A 21,710-nucleotide genomic window follows, 5' to 3' on the forward strand; every position below is an offset into this window, starting at 1 on the left:
AACAATAAGAATAAAAACCCTATTGTTCTTAACGAAAACATTAGTCGAATAATAAAGGATTGCCATTAAAACATTTTTTTGATAATTTAATCGAGTCTGTTGGACAACCTTCATATGCATCGAGCATATCATCCTCTAATACTTCAGGGATTTCGACAATACCTTGATTATCATCTAAAAGTACATAGGCAATTCCTTCATCATCATAATCATATATATCAGGAGCAGAAGCACCACATGCTCCACATGCAATGCAAGTTTCTTTATCAACGATTGTATAGTAAGCCATAATGATGCACCTTTCAATGAATTAAAGTTATCTTGTCCAATTTTACATCTGATTTCTCTCTTTTGCAATATTCACTTATAAAAGGCTTCATGGTATGGTATGATCAGATGATTTTTAAAAAAATCGAATGATGTGTTTTTATGTAAGGTTAAATAAGAAGGTGATTATACTGTTTTTTTATATCCTATTAGAATGTTTGTATAAAATAAGCGAAGAAAGAACAACAGCTTCTGTTTATCATTTGTTAAAAGGTAAACGATCAAGCCAAACGATTCAGGATGCTAATATTTATCAGCTTTCTAGTTATTTCGGGATTTTAAAACATCTGAATCGTTCAGTTTTTGAACAAGCCATTGTTGCTTTGAAAGAAAAAGAATTGCTTACAATAAAAGAAAATAACATAGCTGTTCCAACGATAAAAGGTGTTCGGTATCTAGTGTCACATAAAAATCAATTTCCTATCGGATTTTTTAATGGAATGGAATTTTCGAGTGAAATTGATGCATTTTATACGAAATTGCAATTAGCAATTCAAACATATTCGAATGTAGCCAACGATAATCATCAATTTATTCCTATAACTGACGATAGATTGATACAAGAATTTGTAAAAAAACATTATCACTATCATATTAGTAATTTAGATGGATGGTTGTATGATGTATACCAAGAGTTATTGCGTTTTTTAGATCAATTACCTTCTGAACAAGCACAGTTATTCGTTGATAGATTAAGTGGTTATAATAAGATTGGTTTGTCACTAAATCAATTAGCCTATAAAAATAGTATGTCAACAACCGATGTATCACTAAATTTGACCTGTATCCTTCACCAACTATATGCTTATTTAAAAACTGAGAGCAATCGAACACTTCAGTTAAGTAGATTTGTTTCTGCTAATCGTCAAACTTTGGTGATTACGCAATCTGCACAACAAACAAACCAATGGTTACTAAAAGGCTTTTCTATTGCTCAAATTGCAAAGATTAGAAAACTAAAATTAAGTACAATTGAAGATCATATTATAGAAATTGCTTATGCGGATCCGCAATTTAATTTATCATTGTTTATTGACGATCCAACATACGATACTATTTCAACCGCTATTAAGCAAACAAATACAACAAAATTAAAAGAGATCAAAGAAATGCTAAATGATAAATATAATTATTTTCAAATTCGCTTAGTTTTAGCTTATGTTAAAGATCGAAAAAGGAGTATAAAATAATGAGCAAGCTAAAAGAAGTATTATACAATTACTTTGGCCATCATACCTTCCGAGAAGGACAGCAAGCCATCATTGAAGATGTATTAAATAAAAAATCCGTTTTAGGTGTTTTGCCTACTGGATCAGGAAAATCGATTTGTTATCAAATACCATCTATTATGCTAGAAGGAAGTGTTATTGTCATCTCTCCCTTATTGTCTTTAATGGAAGATCAGGTGAAACAATTGAAAACAAAAGGGTTCAAAGATGTTGTAGCAATCAATAGCTTTATTCGTCGAAATGAAAAAAAGAAAATAATTAACAATCTCTCACGTTATAAATTAATATATGCGTCACCAGAAATGGTTCAAAATAAGCAACTATTAGAACGTTTAAAGCAAATGCGCCTTTCTTTATTTGTTGTAGATGAAGCTCACTGCATCTCTCAATGGGGTCATGAATTTCGACCAGATTATTTAAAACTAGTAGATGTTATTGCACAACTGGGCAACCCGTCGGTATTAGCTTTAAGTGCGACAGCGACACCTGATGTACAAAAAGACATTCTGAAATATTTAAATACACCAGATATGAAAAAACATATCTATCCAATGGATCGGGAGAATTTAACTTTTACTGTTCAAGCATGTGATCATAAACAAGAAAAATTAAGTTACATGAAAGTTCTGCTAAAAAAGTTTGATGTGCCAACAATGATATATTTTTCAAGTAAAAAAGAAGCTGAAGTAGTAGCTGATCAATTAAGTCGTGATTTACCTGATTTACGAATTGCATTTTATCACGGTGGGATGGATGGAATGGATCGAACGTTAATTCAACAGCAGTTTATGCAAGATCAGTTAGATGTTATTTGTTGTACGAGTGCGTTTGGAATGGGAATTGATAAATCCAATGTGAGATTAATTATACATTACCATTTACCAACCCAAATGGAGTCATTCATTCAAGAGGTTGGCCGTGCGGGGAGAGATGGGGAATCGAGTGTATCTGTAGTTTTATATGCACCATTTGATGAAATGTTACCTCAGCGATTAATTGAATCTGAGTTGCCTAACATGGATCAAGTAGAGTCCCTGCTCTTTATGCTAGAAAAAAAATATCAATCAAATATTAAAACGATAGATAAACATGAAATGATGATGTATCTTCAGTTAAGTGAAATACAATGGAGATTTATCGTCTATCATTTAGAAAATCATGATATACTTAAGGAAAGTCAGATCTTGCCGATATATAATCAAAAAGAAATGTTTTTGTCAAAGGTTGAAACAGTTATTAATGAAAGATATACATATAAGTTTAAAAAATTAAACGAGATGGTTGCATGGGTGACAGCAACAACTTGCCGAAGGAAGTCACTATTTCGCCCGTTCCAAACATCCACTAAAAAACCAAAATACGCTTGTTGTGATTATTGTGGTTTTGACTTTACTCATTGGGAACCACTATATGAAACAAAGAAAGCAGCTACGATAAAAGATTGGAAGACAGATCTAGCTATGTTGTTTTTGCAAAGTAATAGTAACTAATTTTTAAGAGGTTAAATGGTGTGTCTAATATTATGTTATCGGAGGGATACAATCATGAATAAACAGGAAGATCAAGCTGCAAATTTAAGAGAACATATGAAACATAAAGATCCAATAGATCAAAATGAAGAAATAGAGCATAAAGAAATAGATGTATTAGATTTACCACCTAGGAGTGAAATTCATCAAGGTAAAAGTAAAAAAACACGTTGGAAAATTAATTTGATTTTTCTGCGATTTTTATTCTTGCTGTTTATAATAGTCATTATTTTGGTCATAACCTATCAGTATTGGGGCAAAGATTTGTTGGATAAAGCTGTGCAAGAAGATAATTCAAAACGTACTAGTGCTGAGACAGTACAAGTTGTCTCTCCAACGAATGAATTATCAGAAGAAGTGACTATTCAGCTTGAATTAGGAGAAAAGGTGACAGATCAAATCGAATTAACAGGTAGGTATTACTTCATTTCAAACGAAGAAACATTAGAGGACATTGCCATGGAATATTATAATACACTAGAGGTCGTAGAGATGCTAAAGCGTGTAAATCAACTAGAAGCTGAAACGATTAAGCAAGGAGAAAAATTGTTTCTTCCGACAATTGACGAGCTATAAACCAAAGCTAGAAAACTAGCGTGTGTTTTTCTAGCTTTGATAAACTATTTTTTACAACGTTTTCTGTTTAAGTTGCTATACATGTTTATCACTGCATTCACAACTAAAAAAATTGTTTTTTGTCTTTTTCATCAATTAACATTTGTGCTGCTTCTCGGAAGCGTTGTGAGTGAATAATTTCTCGTTCTCTCAAAAATTTCAGACTATCATTTAATTCTGGGTCGTCTGACAAATTAATAATCCACTGATAAGTAGCTCTAGCTTTTTCTTCTGCTGCGATATCTTCATAAATGTCTGCTATCGGATCACCTTTTGATTGAATATAGGTAGCTGTCCATGGATCCCCAGCCGAGTTGTGGTAAAATAATGCATGATCACGATTTGCATAACTCGATGCTAACCCTGCTTCCTTCATTTGTTCAGGGGTTGCATCTTTCGTTAATTTATACACCATTGTAGCAATCATCTCTAAGTGAGCAAATTCTTCTGTACCGATATCATTAAGTAGTCCGACAACTTTATTAGGGATTGTATAGCGCTGATTTAAATAACGTAATGCGGCAGATAATTCTCCATCGGCTCCCCCATACTGTTCTATTAGATATTTTGCAAGTTGTGGGTTACATTCTCTAACACGAACAGGATATTGTAATTTTTTTTCATAATACCACAAATTTCATTCCTCCTTTTACACTTGCCAAGGCCAAGGAGTATCATTCCAATCCCAAGGATACCGTGAATAGCTTTGACCAAAATGCATAAGTGGCCCAAATTGTTTTTCAAACTGTTTTTTTAATTTTTTACTTTCATACGCATGTTGATTAAATTGTTGAATCGCATTTGTGTCATTTGGATGTGTGTCGAGATAAAGGTTCAGTTCGACCAATACAAAATCAATTGCCTGAATTTCTTCTAATAAATCATAATAAGCTTGAGGTACTTGTTGAGGTGTACTCAAGTATCTTCTCTCCCTTCTTTTGATGGATAGGAATCATGAAATGCAGGCCATAGTGTGCCGCAATATAGTGCTTGTTTTGCTGTGTTAAATTGTGCTAGATTAGGTGGCTGAAATCCCATGTACAATTGTGGTGGTGTAGAATAGCTTTTTCTAATAATAGGAGGACAAGGGTCAAACGGACTTATATAGGGGTAATAATATTTTGTGTTCGTTTGATGCATTTATTAACCTCCCTCATTTTTAAATTTTTAACATCAATTAATTGTATGGCATAGAAGCATAACTTATGTATATAATGTAATTGACTAATAGTGTTTAACGTTTTACAGGACGGGAATAATATAATAATTGAAAAATAAAATTATTTAAAGTGAGGTGTTGGACATGTTTGTACGCAGCACAATGAAGCCCATTTATCAATGTCATGTTGCCTTACCAGATTACTCTTTAAAAGACGCACTGAGCAAACTGGAAGAAAAAGAAATCCATGCAATGCCAGTGATTGACAAAAAGGAAACGTTTTTAGGTATGATTTCTGCACAAACAATTTATAAAGCTTCTTTTCATACGGATAAAAAGCAAGAATCTTTTTTAAATAATACAAAAGTTTCAGATATTATGACACATCCTAACCTGTATATTTTAGAAGATGAAGTATTTGAAAAAACATTGACTACGTTTAAAGGCTACCCAATACTTGCTGTTGTAAATGAAAAGAAAAAATTCTTAGGTATTGTTACACGATTTGATGTGTTGGAGCAGTTTGAAAGTGTTTTTGGTATGAATAAGTCTGGTGTGAGAATTGCTTTTACATCTGAAGAGTCATCTGGACGCTTTGCAAAACTTGCGGACATCTTACGACATTTACATGCGAATATAATTTCCATAACTACTTTTGATGAAACGGATAAATTGGCAAGAAGAATTGTTTTAAAAGTTGATAAAAATGTAAAAACTGAAAAATTGGAAGTTAAATTAGAAAAAGCAGGATTCCGTGTGCTTGATATAACTAACTTCTAAATATAATATAAAATAATACTTTTGGTTTTTAAAACATAATGTTGTATAATATAGAATCATCCGCAGAGTGCTTTGGTATGAAGAAGTACTCTGTTTCTTTTCATTCTCAAGATCAAGATGTACAGCATATATTATTAAAGGTAATAGGTAAAGGGGGCATGAATATGCGGTTGGAGCGGATTTCATCTAATCAATTTAAAATATTTCTAACTTTTGATGATTTAATCGAGAGAGGATTAACTAAAGACGATTTATGGCGTGATCTACCAAGCATGCAAGCACTATTTCATGACATGATGTTTGAGGCAAGCGATGAGTTAGGGTTTGAATTAGAAGGTGTTTTGTTAGTTCAAGTTCATGTGCTCCAAGCTCAAGGTATGCTAATTATCGTTACACAAAATGAAATGGAACAAGAAGATGACGAATATTTAGAAATGAAAGTAACACTGGATGAGAGTAATGAACTAATCTTTTTGTTTGATACATTTGAAGATATTATACAATTTTCAAAATCAGTGATTCGTTCTGAGGTAAACGGTGGGTCAGTGGTGTATTATGACAACCATTACTATATGTTGCTTACGGATAAAGATGTAGAAGGTGCAAACCGGGAAAATATAATTGCTTTACTGTCAGAATATGCCTCACCAAGTGTTGTTACTTCTTACCGACTACTTGAGTATGGTAAAATAATAATAGATAAAGATGCAATTGAACAATTAAACACCTTTTTTTAACATTGATTTAGCTTTCGTATTTTAGGGGGATAACAATGCAGAAAGAACAAGTTATCATTATTGGTGCTGGTCCATGTGGAATGTCAGCAGCTTTGTCACTTCAAGATAAAGGAATAAAGCCATTACTAATTGAAAAAGGGAATATTACAAATTCTATTTACAACTATCCAACTCATCAAACCTTTTTTAGTTCTAGTGAACGTTTAGAAGTAGGTAATATTCCGTTTATTACGGAAAAGAAGAAGCCGGTTCGCAATCAAGCCTTAGCCTATTACCGAGAAGTTGCAAGTAGAAGGTTGTTGCGAATTAATAGCTTTGAAAGAGTTACTGATGTTGCAAAAGATGGTGATGCATTTATAGTTAACACACTGTCAAATAAACATGAAAGTCAATCATACAAAGCTAAATTCGTTGTTGTAGCGACAGGTTATTATGATCAACCGAATGAATTAGGAGTAAAAGGTGAAAGTTTTCCTCACGTGTATCATTATTTCAAGGAAGCACATCCTTTTTATCGAAAGAAAGTAGTTATTATTGGTGGGAGAAATTCAGCTGTCGATGCAGCATTAGAGTTACATAAAGCAGAAGCGGATATAACCGTTTTATACCGCGGATCTGATTATTCAGAAAGTGTGAAGCCTTGGATTCTGCCGGAATTTAAAGCTTTAGTTGATAAAAACCATATTTCAATGGAGTTTAAGGCAACGATAAATGAAATAACAGACAATCAAGTTGTGTATCAAGTGAATGGTGAAACGAAAGTAGTGGAAGCATCTTTTGTATTTGCGATGACTGGCTATCGACCAGACCATCAATTTATTCGATCGATGGGAGTAAACATTGAATTGGATACAGGAAGACCTGCTTTTAACGTAGACACAATGGAAACGAATGTGAAAGGTATTTATATCGCTGGCGTAATTGCAGCTGGATATAACAATAACGAAATATTTATTGAAAATGGCCGTTATCATGGTCCATTAATTGCCGATGACATAGCAAAAAAATACTAAAATAGAGAGCAGTTCCATATGAGCTGCTCTCTATTATTATTCAAAATAAGCGTGAACATCTTGATTGCGTGTTGATTCCAAAACCATTAATAATTTTATACGAGCTTTTTGACCGTTTAATCGTTTAGCGAATATGATTCCCATGTCGTGTAATTGCTTCCCCCCTCCTAGATAAGAGTAGGTAGGTTGTACAACGCCTTTAAAACTTCTAGATACTAATACAACAGGGATATGATTGTTAAGTAGTTTTTTTAATGGGTCAACCATTTCTGGTGGTAGGTTTCCTTGTCCGAATCCCTCAATAACTAATCCATCTATATTCATTTCTAATAATGCCTCAAACAATCCTTTATCCATTCCAGCGTAGGCTTTGAGCAAAGGAACTTGTTTTGAAATTTGTTCACATTCATATTTTTCATATGAAATCCATTTATGATAAAAATAAATGTCTTGTTTGGTTATCATTCCAATAGGGCCAAATTGTGGGCTTTGAAATGTAGCAACATTACTCGTTGCAGTTTTGGTAACATAAGCGGCAGTATGAATTTCATCGTTCATCACAACAAGTACCCCCTTTTCAAAGGACTCATCAACTGTTGCGACACGAATTGCACAATTTAAATTATAAAGTCCATCTGAGCCAATTTCATTGCTAGAACGCATCGCACCTGTAATAACAATTGGTTTTTTCGTTTCGATATATAAATCTAAAAAATAAGCAGTTTCTTCTAATGTGTCTGTTCCATGAGTAATGACAACACCATCAAATTCGCCTATTCTTGATTCAATGTACTTACCAATTTCAAGCATATGATTTGGTGTAATGTGAGGTGAGGGGAGATGATATAACACTCTTTCTTCTATTTTTGCAAATTGTTTAATTAATGCTTGTCCTTCTATAAGTGGGTTCGATGCAGTTGTACTGACTGCACCAGTCTCTTGATCTTCTGACATTGCTATCGTTCCACCTGTATGTATTAGTAAAATGTTTTTCAATTTATTCACCAACTTTTCATATTTTCATTTTTCTTATTTCATGATACGATGAAAGTAATTTTTATGGAAGAGGGTATCATAGTATGTTAGTACTTCTATCAGCTGGAATAGCGCCTGCATTAGCGTTAATGACCTTTTTTTATTTAAAGGATCGTTTTAATACAGAACCCATTTTACCTATTGTTCAATCGTTTGTTTATGGTGCTTTACTAGTATTTCCAATTATGTTTATTCAATATGCATTTGCCGCTGAAGAAGTTGCACAAGGGTTTTTTCTTTCTTCATTTATATTGACTGGGCTTTTAGAAGAATTTTTTAAATGGTTTATTTTTGTTTATACAGTATATAAATTTACAACCTTTAATTCTTTTTATGATGGAATCATATATGGCGTGGCAATTAGTTTAGGTTTTGCAACTGTTGAAAATATATTATATCTTGTTGCTCACGGGATAGAGTATGCTCTTGCTAGAGCTTTTTTCCCTGTTTCGTCTCATGCATTATTCGGTGTGGTAATGGGTTATTATCTAGGTAGGGCACGATTTAATCCTCTAAAGCCGAGGTTAATGATGTTTGTAGCATTATTATTACCTTTTCTATTACATGGTTTGTATGATTATATTTTACAAACAACGAAAGGAAATTGGTTATACATATTAACTCCATTTATGATTCTATTATGGTTAAATGCAATAAAAAAAGTGAAGCAAGCAAATCACTATACAAGATGGAGTAACCATCCGACATCAAAACAGAATATCGATCTATTATAAAGTGTGTGTAGCGTGATTTAACCAATCATAAAACACACATTTTTTTATGTCATCACATTAAACGTATAGATTAAAACAAAATAATGAATAAAAAAAAGAATTAGCCTAAAAATACCACTAACGAATGTATTTAGATAGCAGGAGGCTTCGTTATGTCTATGAAAACAAAAAAGTTATGGTTAATTGGTTTTTTCCTTTTAGTATTTACATCAATGGCTATGCAACCAATTGAAGAAGTGAACGCTTTTAGTCCGCAAATTATACAACATGGTGCAACAGGAGAAGATGTCATTGAATTACAAGCAAGGTTACAATATGTAGGCTTTTATAACGGAAAGATTGATGGGGTGTTTGGATGGGGGACCTATTGGGCACTTCGAAATTTTCAATATGAATTTGGAATGAAGATAGATGGATTGGCAGGACAGCAAGTGAAAGATAAGTTAGTAAAAGTATCAAAGTATGATAAACAATTTATTAAAAAAAATATAGAATCGGGAAATAAGTTTACTTATTACGGAGGCACCCCTAAGCAAGAACAAGTAAAACAGAATAATAAAAATAATACAAACAAAGCAAATGATAATAAACAAGCAACAGATAACCAAAATACATCATTAGAGCCTACTTCGGTTAATGTTCCAAATGGTTATTCTCAAAATGATATACAGCTAATTGCGAATGCGGTTTATGGTGAAGCAAGAGGGGAGCCTTATGAAGGTCAAGTAGCGGTTGCTGCTGTTATTTTAAATCGTGTTCAGAGCACATCTTTTCCAAACACAATTTCTGGGGTTATTTTTGAACCACGCGCATTTACAGCTGTTGCAGATGGTCAAATTTGGCTCACACCGAATGATACTGCAAAAAAAGCAGTAGTTGATGCTTTAAACGGATGGGATCCTACAGGTGATGCAATCTATTATTTCAATCCAAACACCGCAACGTCTAGTTGGATTTGGTCTAGACCACAAATTAAACGAATTGGAAAACATGTATTTTGCATGTAAGAAAGGAGTAAACTTAGTATGTTTAGATGGATTTCGATAACATTATTATCCATTGCGATTTTTGCAACAGCTGCATGGGGCTATCAAGAGCACCAAGAGAAAAATGCGATATTAGTGCAGGCAGAAAATAATTACCAACGTGCATTTCACGATTTAACTTATAAAATTGATTTACTACATGACAAAATTGGAACAACATTAGCATTAAATACGAAAGAGACGTTATCTCCTCAACTAGTTGAAATATGGAGAATTACTTCAGAAGCGAACACGGACGTCGGTCAATTACCACTAGCTTTATTACCATTCAATAAAACGGAAGAGTTTTTGTCTAATATTGGTGACTTTACTTATCGGACAGCTGTTCGAGATCTGGAAAATAACCCACTGTCAGACGAAGAAATAAAGGACTTGAAAGATTTATATCAAACATCTGGAGATATTAAGAAAGAGCTACGAAAAGTACAGCATGTTGTATTAGAAGATAATTTACGGTGGATGGACGTGCAGTTAGCTTTAGTTAATAATGATGAACAACAAGATAATACGATCATCGATGGTTTTAAAACAGTAGATCAGACAGCAAGAGAATATGCTGAAAGTACGCTTTCCACTAATATTACAGGTATATCAAATGAGAAGCATGATTATCGATTTATTTCAGGAAAGAAAATAAAAGAAAATGAGGCCGAAAAAAAAATTCGTCAGCTGTTTTCATTACCAAAAGAAACAAACGTAGTAGTTGCAAAAAGTGGGAAAGGTGCGACATTACCAACGTATAGTGGTTCTTTTAAATCAAATGGTGTTCATGGTTATATTGATTTATCTGAAAAAGGTGGAAACACACTTTCCTTTATGCTAAACAGAAAAATAAAAAAGCAACAGTTAAGTTTAAATGAGGCAGCAAAGAAAGCTTCCACGTTTTTAGAAAAAAATGGTTTGACAAAAATGGAGCTTTTTCAAAGTAGTCAATATGATCATGTCGGTGTATTTCAGTTTTTGTATAAACAAGATGATGTGCGAATGTATCCTGATAAAGTTCAATTGAAGGTTGCATTAGATAACGGTGAGATATTAGGTTATATGGCAAATGACTATTATCGCAACCATCAGGAAAGAACGATCAAAGAACCAACGATTTCTTTGGATGATGCTAAAGCAAAGGTGAATCCATCTGTTACTGTTCAAGATCAACATTTAGCTGTAGTAGAAAATGATGTAGCAGAAGAGGTATTGGCATATGCATTTTTAGGAACAATGGGTGAGGAAACGTATCGAATATTCATTGATGCAAACAATGGAAATGAATTACAAGTGGAAAAATTAAAAGCTGTAGAAACAAAATGGAATTTAGATTAGGGAGTGGATGTAAATCCTTCCCTTTTTTCTTTCATTTTAGGTAAAAATGTTGTATAACTATAATGAGTATTTATTCTTAGTACTAAATAAGCAGAAGAAAACTAATGCTTCTTATAGGAGGGTTTTTGAAAGTTGATAAAAATAGGTATGACATTAAGACTACAAGCATTAGAAGAGGAAGAGTCGTCAAATTATCGTAGCAAAGTGGTTGAACAAGAAGGCTCTACAATATATATTGATTACCCGATTAATGAAACGACTGGCAGAACGAATATTTTCCCGAAAGGAACAACTTTTAATGTAAGTTTTGTTGATCAATCCCAAACTGTTTATCAGTTCAAAACAGAAATCATTGGTAAGAAAATGGGGAAAATCCCAATGCTAATGATTTACTTCTCACAAGATGATATGATACGGATTCAGAGAAGAGAATATGTAAGAGTAAATAGTGCTTTAGATATTTCGATCCATGACATGAAAAGTATCAAAAAACCTTTTCATTCGATTACCACCGATATTAGTGGTGGAGGGTTATGTGCACTTTATCCAATTGAGGAGTTATATCATAACGGAGATGTTGTAGATATATGTGTTGTATTACCAATGGAAAATGAAAGAACAGAATATATTATGACAGAGGCATCCGTCATTCGTATCTTCAAGAAGGATGAGGCAGATAAGCCGTTGCTTACTCTTGAATTTAAGGATATTTCTGAAAGGGATCGACAACTCATTATCCGTCATTGTTTTGAAACGCAATTAAAAAATCGAAGACGTGAATTATAATTTTTGAGGAAACGTATCTAACATTATGTTAAAAATATGTTATCCTTTACTTATGAAATACATAAGTAGACGATTATTTTGTGGTTTATGCAGAGAGGAAGTAGAATGATGAAAAACAACAAAATTGCTATTGCAATTGATGGTCCAGCAGCTGCCGGTAAAAGTACAGTAGCAAAAAAGGTAGCATATCAATTAGATTACATATATATTGACACAGGAGCAATGTATCGTGCATTAACTTATAAAGCTTTACGACATAATATACCGCTATCAGATGGTGATAAGCTTTTTGAATTAATTAAAACGTCGACTATTCGACTACAACAAGTGAATAATAAACAAATGGTGTTAATCGATGAAGAAGATGTGACGGATGCTGTTCGAGGAGAAGATGTAACGAACCATGTTTCCGTTGTGGCACAGCATCGACTGGTACGTGAAGAAATGGTTAAACAACAAAAACAATTGGCCGCTAAACGTGGAGTTGTAATGGATGGAAGAGATATTGGAACACATGTCATACCCGATGCAGAGGTGAAAATATTTCTTATTGCGTCTGTAGAAGAGAGAGCTATCCGCAGACATGATGAAAATGTATCAAAAGGTTTCACATCGGATTTAGAAAAATTAAAAGTAGAAATCGCTAATCGAGATAAATTGGATTCGGAACGTGAAGTATCTCCACTTATTAGAGCAGAAGATGCAATTGAAATTGACACAACATCACTGTCTATCGAAGAAGTGACACATAAAATTTTAACAATTGTTTCTAATACAAAGGAGTAAAACAATGAGTTTTTATCGATTTGCTAGATCAGTCGTTTATATCATACTACGCCCTATTTATCGCTTTAACGTTATTGGAAAAGAAAACATTCCAAAAAAAGGGCCAGTAATTATTTGTTCCAATCACATATCTAATTTAGATCCACCTGTTGTTGGAATTACGTGTCCAAGAGATATTTATTTTATGGCAAAAGAAGAATTATTTAAAAACAAGTTTTTAGGTGGTCTACTTTTGAAGTTACATGCATTTCCAATCAAAAGAGGAATGAAAGATCGAGATGCATTAAGAAGTGCTTTAGCTATTTTGAAAGACGGAAAAACATTAGGATTATTTCCAGAGGGCACAAGAAGTAAGACAGGAGAAATTGGCAAAGGGCTTTCTGGTGTTGGTTTTTTTGCATTACGATCTGAGGCGACAGTTATACCATGTGCTATTATTGGCCCGTATCAAAAAGGCAAGCGTTTGAAGGTAGTGTATGGAAAAGAGATCGCGATGGATGATTTAAGGGAAAACAAGGTCAAAGCAAGTGAAGTGACGAATGTTATTATGGAAAATATAAAACAATTAAAAGCTAAATACTCGTAGTTTTTATTGTCTATTGCTTGACAAATAAGCAAAAATGTTAGAAGTTAGAAAAAAAGACAAGTTACTTTTAAGTTTTGTCACAAATTCAAGGAGGCCGTTTTTATGGATGAGTTAAATAAAGAAGTAACAGATTTCAAAGGACTAACAGAAGGTGATACAGTTACAGGTAAAGTTGTAAAAGTAGAAGAAAAACAAGTGTTGGTCGATATTGATTACAAGATGGATGGTATTGTGCCAATAAGTGAATTATCAAGTCTTCACATTGAAAAGGCTAGTGACCTTGTGAATGAAGGAGACGAATTAACTTTAAAAGTTAAAAAAATCGAAGAGGAAGAGGTTATACTTTCCAAAAAAGCGATCGATGCGGAACAAGCATGGAATGACTTGGAAGACAAATTAGATAAAGGTACCGTTTTTGATGCTACAGTAAAAGAAATTGTAAAAGGTGGATTAGTTGTAGATGTTGGTATAAGAGGATTTATACCTGCTTCATTAATTGAAACTTACTTTGTTGAAGATTTTTCTGATTATCAAAATAAAACAATTTCTTTAAAAGTCGTTGAACTAGATAAAGCTAAAAATCGTGTCATTCTTTCTCACCGTGCTGTTGTTGAAGCCCAAGAAACAGAGAAAAAACAACAATTACTGGGGTCTATTGAGGTAGGTCAAACCTTAGAAGGAACAGTAGCTCGTATTACTTCATTTGGAGCTTTTGTTGATTTAGGTGGAATTGATGGATTAGTGCACATTTCACAACTTTCACATGAGCATGTGGAAAAACCAACAGAAGTAGTATCAGAAGGTGAAACAGTTAATGTGAAAGTATTATCCGTTGATGAAGATAATGAACGTATTTCGCTGTCCATTAAAGATACTTTACCAGGGCCATGGGAAAATATAAGTGAAAAAGTACAACCTGGCAGTATTGTTGAAGGAACGGTTAAAAGGTTAGTTAACTTTGGAGCTTTTGTTGAAGTATTGCCTGGTGTAGAAGGTCTTGTCCATATTTCACAAATATCGACTGAACATATTGGTACTCCTCAAGAAGTCTTAGAGGTAAACCAACAAGTTAATGTGAAAGTATTAGATGTGAGTGAATCGGATCAGCGTATTTCTTTAAGCATTAAAGAAGTTGAAGCTGAAAAAAATCAACAAGTATTTAAAGCATACGAGAAGGAAGAAGATAATGCTGGGTTTCAATTAGGTGATATGATCGGTGACAAATTAGACAAATATAAATAAACTATTAAAAACTGGGTAAACAAAAAGTTACCCAGTTTTTTGTTTGTGAGGTTTAGAAATATTGTTTTTAGTTATACTTTTTAATGGTGATGAAAATGATCGTAGTTTATTGGTTTCTCTGGATATATTGGGTAATTGTAACTTTCTTAATGGAAAAAGGAAAAAAACGAAATAACATCGCTTGTTTTATGTTGTTATTAATTACATGTAGCTCTTTTAACTTAAGGTGGTTTGGTATTACAGTAAATCTATCCGTTATATTTCTGTTTATTGTGAGTAATATATTGCTAGTTTTAGCAAGAAGAAAGCTGTTTTTGTTTTTAGCGTGCTTATTTATTGCACATGCTTATGCTGCACTTCAATTGTGGGATATTACGAATCCGGTGTGGGTGTTTGCTCCAAAAATAATCATATTTAGTTTGATTTTAGCATTTTTGGTTTTGTTTATTACTTCTAATATGGTCGAACGATTCATTATTGCTTGTACATCTATTATTATCGGAGAGATTGTATATAGTTTGGTGGTCTATCGTCTAGAGTGGGATGTTACCATTGGAGACACATTTATGTTCCTCTTACTCTGTTCATTAACGTGTACGATTTTGCTTTATCATTTTTTCCTTGAAATAAAAATAAAACTCCAGGACATACTACATATGTTAGAACAGCAAAATAAGAGGTGGACAAATGAATGAATATACAATGCCAATTATATATGGCGTAACTGTCGGAACGATTGCTAGAGCACTTATGTTACGCACAGATTATCGGCAATATCCAACCTATTTACACGGTAAAGTAATTCATCTGGCATTGGGGTTTATTGCTGCAGGACTAGGATCTGTAGCAATTCCCGCAATTATGGAAAAAGAGTTTACTGCTGTAACTTTTTTAACCATCGCAGCATCACAATTTAGAGAAGTAAGAAACATGGAAAGAAATACTTTGGCAGAGTTGGATGGATATGAACTAGTTCCGAGAGGTAATACATATATCGAAGGAATTGCTATTGCATTTGAAAGCCGAAATTATCTAGTCATATTTACTGCCTTTTTAACTACTTTTGCATATATCGTGATGAATTGGTCCGGGGCAATCGTTACAACCATTATTTGTTTTATTCTTAATAAAAAATTAATGAGTGGTTCAACATTAAAAGAAATTGTAGATATTTCTTTATCAGAGATTTATTTTGATGGAGCAGGTTTATATGTTGATAACATCTATATTATGAATATTGGTTTACCGGAGAGACAAGAAGAAATAAAGAAATTTGGCATGGGGTTTGTTTTAACACCTAAAAATTTTGACGTGCGTTCAACGATTGCAAATTTAGGCCAACGACAAGCAATTTTACATGATGTGTCTGTTTCCTTAGGTGTTTTCAGAGATTCTGGTACGCCAGCTTTAGTCCCTTTAATAAAACGTGATTTAGATGATGGTCGAATCGGTGTATTTATTTTGCCACAAAATCAAGATCCAAAAAAAGCGGCAAAAATTATAGGTGCAGTACCGGTTTTAGAAAATGCGATACGTATGCCGTCAGAATCGAAAGTTAGTAAAAAAAATCGAGGTGTATAGCATGACCATAGATAAAGCAATTTTAGCGGTTATTACTACGAATCAACAAAAGATAGATGGAGGTGCACCAATCTTTTGTTGCGAAACAAGGGAGGAAATGAACAAAGTTGCTGCGAATTTAGAAGCCATTCTAGATGGAATTAGTCATGCATTAAGTGATGAATTATACATAATTGTAAAGCATTAAATAAAACAATGTTGTTTCTATGCATTGCTTTTGCTAAACTATATAGGTTAAGAACTATAATTTTCAAAAAGAAAGTTACGATGCATCAATGAAAATGCAAGTATAAAAGAAAGGATGTACCTTTCATGAGAAAATCAATTGTAGCAATAGTAGGTAGACCCAACGTTGGAAAATCAACCATTTTTAATCGACTTGTAGGAGAACGAATATCTATTGTCGAGGATACACCTGGTGTAACAAGAGACCGGATTTATGCTCAAGCTGAATGGCTGACCACTACGTTTAATTTGATTGATACTGGTGGTATTGAATTAGGTGATGAGCCATTACTTGTTCAAATGCGGGAACAAGCAGAAGTGGCGATTCATGAAGCGGACGTTATTATTTTTATGGTAAACGGTCGTGAAGGTATTACTGGTGCAGATGAAGAGGTTGCTAAACTATTATTTAAATCAAATAAACCTGTCGTACTTGGGGTAAACAAAATAGATAATCTAGAAATGAAAGAGCACATTTATGAATTTTATTCTCTTGGATTTGGTGAGCCTTTTCCAATTTCAGGAACACATGGCTTAGGATTAGGTGATTTATTAGACCAAGTAGTAAGTTATTTTCCTACAAAACAAACGGAACAAGTGGAGGAAGATACGATTTATTTTAGTTTAATCGGTAGACCAAATGTAGGTAAATCATCATTAGTAAATGCTTTATTACAACAAGAGCGAGTTATTGTTAGTGAGATTGCAGGAACTACTAGAGACGCTATAGATACACCGTTCACTAGAGACGAACGTGATTATGTGATTATTGATACTGCTGGCATGCGTAAACGAGGTAAAATTTATGAAACTACTGAAAAATACAGTATATTACGTGCGTTGAAAGCGATTGAACGTTCAGATGTTGTTTTGACGTTAATTGATGCTGAAACAGGAATTATAGAACAAGACAAAAAAATTGCTGGTTATGCACATGAGGCAGGTAAGGCAGTAGTTATTGTAGTGAACAAGTGGGATACTGTTGATAGTAATGAGAAAACGATGAAGGCATTTGAAGATAAAATTAGAGCTCATTTTCTATTCTTGGATTATGCTCCAATTGTATTTTTATCTGCAAAAACGAAAAAACGAACACATACACTTCTGCCACAAGTATTAGAGGCAAGTGAGAATCATACAAAAAGAGTGGAAACAAATGTACTAAACGATGTAATCATGGATGCACTTGCAGTGAATCCAACTCCGACGATTAAAGGGAAACGCTTGAAAATACTCTATGCAACACAAGTAGGAGTAAAGCCGCCTAGTTTTGTTGTTTTTGTAAATGACCCAGAACTATTACATTTTTCATATGAACGTTTTTTAGAAAATAGAATACGCGAAGCATTTGGATTTGAAGGAACTCCGATAAAAATTTTCGCAAGACGTAGACAATAGAGGAGGATAAGCATGGAAAAAATAGCTGTTTTAGGTGCAGGTAGTTGGGGAACTGCATTGGCAATGGTGTTAAAGGATAATGGACATGATGTGCGATTATGGACACATAATCAATCACATGCAGATGAAATTAATCATACACATACAAATAAAAATTATTTACCAAATGTTGTATTACCTGAGTGTCTTAAAGCTTACACATCATTAGATGAAGCGTTGAAGGATGTATCGACGATTGTGTTTGTGCTACCTACAGAAGCGATAAGAGAAGTGTGCCGAAAAGTAGCTAAGATCTTAGAACATCGTGTAACTATTATACATGGTACAAAGGGGATTGAACCTCAATCGCTAAAACGAGTATCTGAAATGATGGAGGAAGAGTTACCTCAAGAATGTTATACAGACATCGTTGTTTTATCAGGACCAAGCCATGCAGAAGAAGTTAGTCTCAAACATCCGACAACGGTAACAGCATCTTCTAAAACGATGGCAGAAGCAGAAAAAGTACAGGATCTATTTATCAATGAACATTTCCGTGTGTATACAAGTGCTGATATGATTGGTGTTGAACTTGGTGGATCACTTAAGAATATTATTGCATTAGGTGCGGGTATTTCTGATGGGCTAGGTTATGGTGATAATGCAAAAGCAGCATTAGTTACGAGAGGATTAGCAGAAATTGCGCGTTTAGGGACAGCAAAAGGTGCTGATCCACTAACATTTGTAGGATTAAGCGGTGTGGGTGATTTAATTGTTACTTGTACTAGTGTACATAGTCGGAATTGGAAGGCGGGGAATCTTTTAGCAAAAGGTAAAAATCTTGATGATGTCTTGGGTGAAATGGGGATGGTAGTTGAAGGTGTTCGCACAACTAAAGCAGCTTATGAGCTAGCTGAAAAAGAAAATGTTGAAATGCCTATTACTAAAGGATTGTATAAGATTTTGTTTGAAGATGCTAATCCAAAAGATGTTGTTGATCAATTAATGACACGTATGCGCCGACACGAAATGGAAGATTTATCAAACGTTTTATCTAATAGATATCAGCAATAATGAACAATGATAATCCGACTTGCATATAGTATCTAGAAGATATTAGTCAAGGAGGAGAGCGTGTGAGCGATTTTCAAAAAAATATGTTTGATCAGATTCAAAAAAACTCTAACATAAGTCCCGATCAAATTTTAAACGTTGCTAATTCAGTACAAAATGCTGATTTCTCAAATGAAAAAACAGTTCGTGATCTTGTGAGACAACTTGCCAAAATGGCAAACAAACCAATTTCAAAAGAAAAAGAAGACAAATTGGTGCAATCCATTACTAAAAATAACGTACCTAAGGATATAAACGCATTAGGACAATTATTTAAAAAGTAACCGAATTGGGCTGATGAGGATACAAACACTCCAGAATCCGCATAAAATAAAGCGCACAGGTATTTATTTTAGGGTTGCTTTGGGTATTATTTAGTCATACCGAGATAGAGATTTAAATACTCTATCTCTTTTTTTGTTTAACATAGCATATAACTAATTCTTTTTAAAAATCGATAAAATTAAAATAATCTATAATTCCCCTTCTATTATTTGTTTAATTGGCATAACTATTTAAGAGAGATCGATAAGAATCGGCTTTGTGAATGATCATGAACTACATTTGCTCCATTATCTTAAATTTTTCATATGATTAAGTCATATTTTAATGGGACAATGTCATAGAATGAAATTGTCAAAGGTTCGTAATCGTGAAGGCGTTAAGGAGATCAGGAGGGGATCACTTGGAAAGAGTTGATATTTTTAAGGATATTTCAAAACGAACAAATGGTGATATCTATTTAGGGGTTGTAGGAGCTGTACGTACTGGTAAATCAACTTTCATTAAAAAATTTATGGAGCAAGCTGTTTTACCGAACATTACCGACGAAGGTGAACGAGTAAGAGCACAAGATGAATTACCTCAAAGTGCAGCAGGAAAAACAATTATGACAACAGAGCCCAAATTTGTCCCAAATCAAGCTGTAAGTGTACAAGTCGATGAAGGATTGGATGTGAATGTTAGATTAGTTGATTGTGTGGGCTATGCGGTAAACGGTGCGCAAGGATTTGAAGACGAGAATGGGCCAAGAATGATTCATACGCCATGGTACGAAGAATCGATACCGTTTCATGAAGCGGCGGAAATCGGAACAAGAAAAGTGATTCAAGAGCATTCCACAATGGGTGTGGTTGTAACAACAGATGGAACAATTGGTGACATTCCAAGGGAAGAATATTTAGATGCAGAAAAAAGAGTTGTAGAAGAACTACGAGAAGTAGGGAAGCCGTTTATCATGGTAATTAACTCTGTACAGCCTTATCATCAAAATACAGAGCTTTTAAGACAAGACTTAGCAGAGACATACGATATTCCCGTTTTATCTATGAGTGTTGAAAACATGCGAGAACATGATGTGTATAATGTACTTAGAGAAGCTCTATATGAATTCCCTGTATTAGAAGTTAATGTGAACTTACCGAGTTGGGTCATGGTTTTAAATGAAGAGCATTGGTTGAGGGAAAGCTATCAATTAGCTATACAAGAAACTGTAAAAGATATCAAGCGGCTTCGAGATGTAGATAGAGTGGTTGGCCAATTTGATGATTATGACTATATTGATCAAGCTAAAATAGCCGGTATTCAAATGGGTGAAGGTATTGCTGAAATTGATTTAGAAGCTGCTGATTATTTATATGATCAAGTCTTAAAAGAGATTGTTGGAGAAGAAATCAGAGGTAAAGATCATCTGCTTCAATTAATGCAAGATTTCACTGAAGCCAAAAGAGAATATGATCAAATAGCCGATGCCTTACAAATGGTCAAGCAAACGGGCTATGGTGTGGCTGCTCCATCGATCAACGATATGCGTTTAGATGAACCAGAAATTATTCGACAAGGAGCTCGCTTCGGGGTACGATTAAAAGCAGTTGCGCCATCTATTCATATGATAAAAGTAGAAGTAGAATCAGAATTTTCTCCAATTATTGGTACCGAAAAACAGAGTGAAGAATTAGTTAGGTACTTAATGCAAGATTTTGAGGAAGATCCTTTATCTATTTGGCAGTCTGATATCTTTGGCAGGTCATTAAGCTCAATTGTAAGGGAAGGTATTCAAGGAAAGCTATCATTAATGCCTGAGAATGCTAGATATAAACTAAAAGAGACCTTGGAACGTATTATAAATGAAGGTTCCGGAGGTTTAATAGCAATAATTTTGTAACGACTTGTAAATCAAGTCGTTTTTTGTCTGAAAAAAAAGTGTGAAAAGCTAATATATCAATGTTTGTAAACACTTGCAATATAAGTTTTCTTATGGTAAGATTCAATTGAAATTAGCAAGATTGGCAGGTTATTACTAGGACGAAAGAACAAATTATTATAAATTTTTCTATTTTTTGTTGAATTTAAAGGAAAAGTCGTTTATTATAAGCCTTGTCATCATTTAATTGATGATTGGAAGTATATGTACTATCTTTGTGAACAAATGGTATATGTATATCATTTATGTTCGTACGCTTCAAAGGTAATTGATTTTGGGAGGAGGTG

Annotated in this window: 25 protein-coding genes; 20 read left to right on the top strand and 5 right to left on the bottom strand. The window is 33.7% G+C overall.

Annotated features, from left to right (window positions below):
* Nucleotides 1-40 precede the first annotated feature (40 nt).
* A complete protein-coding gene (locus ACH6CY_RS05805; RefSeq protein ID WP_374066333.1) occupies nucleotides 41-289 on the bottom strand; it encodes a ferredoxin in 249 nt (82 codons plus the stop codon).
* Nucleotides 290-485: 196 nt separating this feature from the next.
* On the opposite strand from ACH6CY_RS05805, the gene ACH6CY_RS05810 reads away from it, so the two are divergent.
* The 3 genes from ACH6CY_RS05810 to ACH6CY_RS05820 are packed head-to-tail and all read left to right on the top strand — an operon-like array spanning nucleotide 486 to nucleotide 3,661.
* Complete coding sequence (locus ACH6CY_RS05810; protein WP_374066334.1) at nucleotides 486-1,517, top strand: YpbB family protein; 1,032 nt, start codon at nucleotides 486-488, stop codon at nucleotides 1,515-1,517.
* Nucleotides 1,517-3,046, top strand: coding sequence for a RecQ family ATP-dependent DNA helicase (locus ACH6CY_RS05815; protein WP_374066335.1), 1,530 nt, complete (start codon nucleotides 1,517-1,519; stop codon nucleotides 3,044-3,046). The genes ACH6CY_RS05810 and ACH6CY_RS05815 overlap by 1 nt, the downstream gene beginning before the upstream one ends.
* Nucleotides 3,047-3,100: 54 nt before the next feature.
* Nucleotides 3,101-3,661, top strand: coding sequence for a hypothetical protein (locus ACH6CY_RS05820; protein ID WP_374066336.1), 561 nt, complete (start codon nucleotides 3,101-3,103; stop codon nucleotides 3,659-3,661).
* 103 nt (nucleotides 3,662-3,764) lie between these two features.
* Here the strand turns inward: ACH6CY_RS05820 and ACH6CY_RS05825 are convergent, their stop codons facing one another.
* The 3 genes from ACH6CY_RS05825 to ACH6CY_RS05835 are packed head-to-tail and all read right to left on the bottom strand — an operon-like array spanning nucleotide 3,765 to nucleotide 4,840.
* Nucleotides 3,765-4,334, bottom strand: coding sequence for a manganese catalase family protein (locus ACH6CY_RS05825; RefSeq protein ID WP_374066337.1), 570 nt, complete (start codon nucleotides 4,332-4,334; stop codon nucleotides 3,765-3,767).
* A 15-nt stretch (nucleotides 4,335-4,349) separates the two neighbouring features.
* On the bottom strand, nucleotides 4,350-4,619 hold the full coding sequence (locus tag ACH6CY_RS05830) for a spore coat protein CotJB (RefSeq protein ID WP_374066338.1): 270 nt from the start codon (nucleotides 4,617-4,619) through the stop codon (nucleotides 4,350-4,352).
* Nucleotides 4,616-4,840: a spore coat protein CotJA gene (locus ACH6CY_RS05835; RefSeq protein ID WP_374066339.1), complete on the bottom strand. Its 225-nt coding sequence runs from the start codon at nucleotides 4,838-4,840 to the stop codon at nucleotides 4,616-4,618. Before ACH6CY_RS05835 ends, ACH6CY_RS05830 begins: the two co-directional genes overlap by 4 nt.
* Before the next feature lie 163 nt (nucleotides 4,841-5,003).
* Between ACH6CY_RS05835 and ACH6CY_RS05840 the strand changes: the two genes are divergently transcribed.
* The 3 genes from ACH6CY_RS05840 (at nucleotide 5,004) to ACH6CY_RS05850 (ending at nucleotide 7,389) form a co-directional block, all read left to right on the top strand.
* Nucleotides 5,004-5,639 (top strand): CBS domain-containing protein, encoded by a 636-nt coding sequence (locus ACH6CY_RS05840; protein WP_374066340.1) that lies wholly within the window; start codon nucleotides 5,004-5,006, stop codon nucleotides 5,637-5,639.
* A 77-nt stretch (nucleotides 5,640-5,716) separates the two neighbouring features.
* The gene (locus tag ACH6CY_RS05845) at nucleotides 5,717-6,376 is read left to right on the top strand and encodes a genetic competence negative regulator (RefSeq protein WP_374066341.1); all 660 of its coding nucleotides are present in this window, start codon (nucleotides 5,717-5,719) and stop codon (nucleotides 6,374-6,376) included.
* A gap of 35 nt (nucleotides 6,377-6,411) precedes the next feature.
* Nucleotides 6,412-7,389, top strand: coding sequence for a YpdA family putative bacillithiol disulfide reductase (locus ACH6CY_RS05850; RefSeq protein ID WP_374066342.1), 978 nt, complete (start codon nucleotides 6,412-6,414; stop codon nucleotides 7,387-7,389).
* 36 nt (nucleotides 7,390-7,425) lie between these two features.
* Here the strand turns inward: ACH6CY_RS05850 and ACH6CY_RS05855 are convergent, their stop codons facing one another.
* Nucleotides 7,426-8,385, bottom strand: coding sequence for an asparaginase (locus ACH6CY_RS05855; RefSeq protein ID WP_374066343.1), 960 nt, complete (start codon nucleotides 8,383-8,385; stop codon nucleotides 7,426-7,428).
* Between the two features lie 83 nt (nucleotides 8,386-8,468).
* Here ACH6CY_RS05855 and prsW point away from each other — a divergent pair, with 83 nt between their 5' ends.
* The 14 genes from prsW to spoIVA all read left to right on the top strand — a co-directional run bounded on the left by prsW (nucleotide 8,469) and on the right by spoIVA (nucleotide 21,384).
* On the top strand, nucleotides 8,469-9,158 hold the full coding sequence (gene prsW / locus ACH6CY_RS05860) for a glutamic-type intramembrane protease PrsW (RefSeq protein ID WP_374066344.1): 690 nt from the start codon (nucleotides 8,469-8,471) through the stop codon (nucleotides 9,156-9,158).
* A 212-nt stretch (nucleotides 9,159-9,370) separates the two neighbouring features.
* Entirely contained in the window at nucleotides 9,371-10,165 is a 795-nt protein-coding gene (sleB, locus tag ACH6CY_RS05865; protein WP_374066375.1) for a spore cortex-lytic enzyme, read from the top strand.
* A gap of 18 nt (nucleotides 10,166-10,183) precedes the next feature.
* Complete coding sequence (ypeB, locus tag ACH6CY_RS05870) at nucleotides 10,184-11,524, top strand: germination protein YpeB (RefSeq protein WP_374066345.1); 1,341 nt, start codon at nucleotides 10,184-10,186, stop codon at nucleotides 11,522-11,524.
* A gap of 132 nt (nucleotides 11,525-11,656) precedes the next feature.
* Complete coding sequence (locus ACH6CY_RS05875; protein WP_374066346.1) at nucleotides 11,657-12,310, top strand: flagellar brake protein; 654 nt, start codon at nucleotides 11,657-11,659, stop codon at nucleotides 12,308-12,310.
* 108 nt (nucleotides 12,311-12,418) lie between these two features.
* Complete coding sequence (gene cmk / locus ACH6CY_RS05880) at nucleotides 12,419-13,096, top strand: (d)CMP kinase (protein ID WP_374066347.1); 678 nt, start codon at nucleotides 12,419-12,421, stop codon at nucleotides 13,094-13,096.
* A 4-nt stretch (nucleotides 13,097-13,100) separates the two neighbouring features.
* A complete protein-coding gene (locus tag ACH6CY_RS05885; RefSeq protein WP_374066348.1) occupies nucleotides 13,101-13,682 on the top strand; it encodes a lysophospholipid acyltransferase family protein in 582 nt (193 codons plus the stop codon).
* 102 nt (nucleotides 13,683-13,784) lie between these two features.
* The gene (rpsA, locus tag ACH6CY_RS05890) at nucleotides 13,785-14,924 is read left to right on the top strand and encodes a 30S ribosomal protein S1 (RefSeq protein ID WP_374066349.1); all 1,140 of its coding nucleotides are present in this window, start codon (nucleotides 13,785-13,787) and stop codon (nucleotides 14,922-14,924) included.
* A gap of 89 nt (nucleotides 14,925-15,013) precedes the next feature.
* Entirely contained in the window at nucleotides 15,014-15,619 is a 606-nt protein-coding gene (locus tag ACH6CY_RS05895) for a YphA family membrane protein (protein ID WP_374066350.1), read from the top strand.
* A complete protein-coding gene (locus tag ACH6CY_RS05900) occupies nucleotides 15,612-16,505 on the top strand; it encodes a YIEGIA family protein (RefSeq protein WP_374066351.1) in 894 nt (297 codons plus the stop codon). The genes ACH6CY_RS05895 and ACH6CY_RS05900 overlap by 8 nt, the downstream gene beginning before the upstream one ends.
* A 1-nt stretch (nucleotide 16,506) precedes the next feature.
* Complete coding sequence (locus ACH6CY_RS05905; protein WP_374066352.1) at nucleotides 16,507-16,692, top strand: capping complex subunit for YIEGIA; 186 nt, start codon at nucleotides 16,507-16,509, stop codon at nucleotides 16,690-16,692.
* Between the two features lie 125 nt (nucleotides 16,693-16,817).
* Nucleotides 16,818-18,128: a ribosome biogenesis GTPase Der gene (gene der, locus ACH6CY_RS05910; RefSeq protein ID WP_374066353.1), complete on the top strand. Its 1,311-nt coding sequence runs from the start codon at nucleotides 16,818-16,820 to the stop codon at nucleotides 18,126-18,128.
* 12 nt (nucleotides 18,129-18,140) lie between these two features.
* Nucleotides 18,141-19,181 carry an NAD(P)H-dependent glycerol-3-phosphate dehydrogenase gene (locus ACH6CY_RS05915; RefSeq protein ID WP_374066354.1) on the top strand — a complete coding sequence of 347 codons (1,041 nt, stop codon included), beginning with the start codon at nucleotides 18,141-18,143 and terminating at the stop codon, nucleotides 19,179-19,181.
* A 62-nt stretch (nucleotides 19,182-19,243) separates the two neighbouring features.
* Complete coding sequence (locus ACH6CY_RS05920) at nucleotides 19,244-19,504, top strand: stage VI sporulation protein F (RefSeq protein WP_374066355.1); 261 nt, start codon at nucleotides 19,244-19,246, stop codon at nucleotides 19,502-19,504.
* Nucleotides 19,505-19,905: 401 nt separating this feature from the next.
* The gene (gene spoIVA / locus ACH6CY_RS05925; RefSeq protein ID WP_374066356.1) at nucleotides 19,906-21,384 is read left to right on the top strand and encodes a stage IV sporulation protein A; all 1,479 of its coding nucleotides are present in this window, start codon (nucleotides 19,906-19,908) and stop codon (nucleotides 21,382-21,384) included.
* The last annotated feature ends 326 nt before the right edge of the window (nucleotides 21,385-21,710 follow it).

This window comes from Paraliobacillus sp. JSM ZJ581, assembly GCF_044383835.1.
In the GTDB taxonomy this organism is placed as follows: domain Bacteria; phylum Bacillota; class Bacilli; order Bacillales; family Amphibacillaceae; genus Paraliobacillus.